Origin of the sequence: Kaistia sp. UC242_56 (assembly GCF_044452255.1) — a bacterium.
Classification (GTDB): Bacteria; Pseudomonadota; Alphaproteobacteria; order Rhizobiales; family Kaistiaceae; genus Kaistia; species Kaistia defluvii_A.
Genome location: NZ_JBIOAN010000001.1, coordinates 587501 through 590000, shown reverse-complemented (window position 1 = coordinate 590000; position 2500 = coordinate 587501). Strand labels below are relative to the sequence as shown.

At 56.4% G+C, this 2500-nt stretch carries 2 rRNA genes (1 of these 2 only partly in view); both read left to right on the top strand.

Annotated features, from left to right (window positions below):
- Nucleotides 1-1701 (top strand): 23S ribosomal RNA (locus ACHMWQ_RS02760) (it extends 1051 nt beyond the left edge of the window).
- A gap of 89 nt (nucleotides 1702-1790) precedes the next feature.
- Nucleotides 1791-1905, top strand: a 5S ribosomal RNA gene (gene rrf, locus ACHMWQ_RS02755).
- Nucleotides 1906-2500: the final 595 nt, after the last annotated feature.

The window sequence follows — 2500 nt, the reverse complement described above, 5'->3', positions numbered from 1 at the left end:
GCTTAGAAGCAGCCATCATTTAAAGAAAGCGTAACAGCTCACTGGTCTAAATAAGGGTTCCTGCGCCGACAATGTAACGGGGCTCAAGCCATGTGCCGAAGCTGCGGATTTGATCTTCGGATCAAGTGGTAGCGGAGCGTTCCGTAAGCCTGTGAAGGAAGACTCGTGAGAGCTTCTGGAGGTATCGGAAGTGCGAATGCTGACATGAGTAACGACAAACAGTGTGAGAGACACTGTCGCCGAAAGTCCAAGGGTTCCTGCGTAAAGCTAATCTGCGCAGGGTTAGCCGGCTCCTAAGGCGAGGCCGAAAGGCGTAGTCGATGGGAATGAGGTGAATATTCCTCAGCCTGCGGGTAGTGACGAATGCCGTGTATTGTAGTGCCTTATTGGATTGGTGCTGCAGTGAAGGTGTTCCAGGAAATAGCTCCCGCTTATAGACCGTACCCTAAACCGACACAGGTGGACTGGTAGAGTATACCAAGGCGCTTGAGAGAATGGTGCTGAAGGAACTCGGCAAATTGCCTCCGTAACTTCGGGAGAAGGAGGCCCTCGTCTTGGGCAACCAGGGCGAGGGGGCACAGACTAGGGGGTAGCGACTGTTTACCTAAAACACAGGGCTCTGCGAAGCCGTAAGGCGACGTATAGGGTCTGACGCCTGCCCGGTGCCGGAAGGTTAAGAGGAGAGGTGCAAGCTTTGAATCGAAGCCCCGGTAAACGGCGGCCGTAACTATAACGGTCCTAAGGTAGCGAAATTCCTTGTCGGGTAAGTTCCGACCTGCACGAATGGCGTAACGACTTCCCCGCTGTCTCCAGCACCTACTCAGTGAAATTGAATTCCCCGTGAAGATGCGGGGTTCCCGCGGTCAGACGGAAAGACCCCATGAACCTTTACTATAGCTTTGCACTGGCATTCGTGTTTGCATGTGTAGGATAGGTGGTAGGCTTTGAAGCATGGGCGCTAGCTCGTGTGGAGCCATCCTTGAAATACCACCCTTGTGAATATGAATGTCTAACCGCGGTCCGTCATCCGGATCCGGGACCGTGCATGGTGGGTAGTTTGACTGGGGCGGTCGCCTCCCAAAGTGTAACGGAGGCGCGCGATGGTGGGCTCAGACCGGTCGGAAATCGGTCGTCGAGTGCAATGGCATAAGCCCGCCTGACTGCGAGACTGACAAGTCGAGCAGAGACGAAAGTCGGCCATAGTGATCCGGTGGTCCCACGTGGACGGGCCATCGCTCAACGGATAAAAGGTACTCTGGGGATAACAGGCTGATGATGCCCAAGAGTCCATATCGACGGCATCGTTTGGCACCTCGATGTCGACTCATCACATCCTGGGGCTGGAGAAGGTCCCAAGGGTTCGGCTGTTCGCCGATTAAAGTGGTACGTGAGTTGGGTTCAGAACGTCGTGAGACAGTTCGGTCCCTATCTGCCGTGGGTGTAGGAATATTGAGAGGATCTGTCCTTAGTACGAGAGGACCGGGATGGACGTACCTCTGGTGGACCTGTTGTGGCGCCAGCCGCATTGCAGGGTAGCTATGTACGGACGGGATAACCGCTGAAAGCATCTAAGCGGGAAACCCACCTCAAAACGAGTATTCCCTTGAGAGTCGTGGTAGACCACCACGTTGATAGGCCGGGTGTGGAAGTGCGGCAACGCATGTAGCTTACCGGTACTAATAACTCGATTGGCTTGATCATTCTCATTAATCCATGCTCATCCCAGGTGATCTCCAAGAGAGCACCGACAATGAACATCGATGACAAAACCAGTTTCTGTGCTTCGCCGGCCTGGTGGTCATGGCGAGGAGCCTGAACCCGATCCCATTCCGAACTCGGCCGTTAAACTCCTCTGCGCCAATGGTACTTTGTCTTAAGACACGGGAGAGTAGGTCGCTGCCAGGCCTGCAAAGCACAGAAAAAACAAACCCTTCGAGACACTCAATCTTCTCTCTACGATGACAAACACACAAAACCCCGCCGCGCCAAAAGCCGGCGGGGTTTTGTCGTTCTAGGCACAGGCAAAGGGAAATGGCGGAGCGCGAGGGGGCCGAGGTAAGGCCGCGTCATAGCTCCCAAGCCTAGCTCGGCCCGAGGCCAGGACGCGAAAGCGCCAGACCAGACCGCCGGAAAAACCGTCCCAGTACCAACGCGGAGGCCGAGCGGCAGAACCGCGTGCACAAGAAGCCCAGGCAATCCGGCGCCCCAGCGCGATCCTCCATCGAGAACACCGCAGACCCTGATCCGACCGCAAGTTCGAAGACCGCCGCCAATCCGACGTGCCAATGCCGTCGGTACAAGCAGCGCCGTTGCCACCAAGCGCATCGAGCGAACCTGCATTCCTGGCAATCGGATAATCCAGCCCGAAACCCGGCCCGATCGGCCCAACTGACGCGAGCCGTCATCCACCTGGCCCAGCCCCCTCCTTCTGCCGGCCTTTCCAGAAACCGCTTTGGCCCTCGGCAGGGGAGGAGCATTCTTCCTTCCGAGCTTCCGAGCT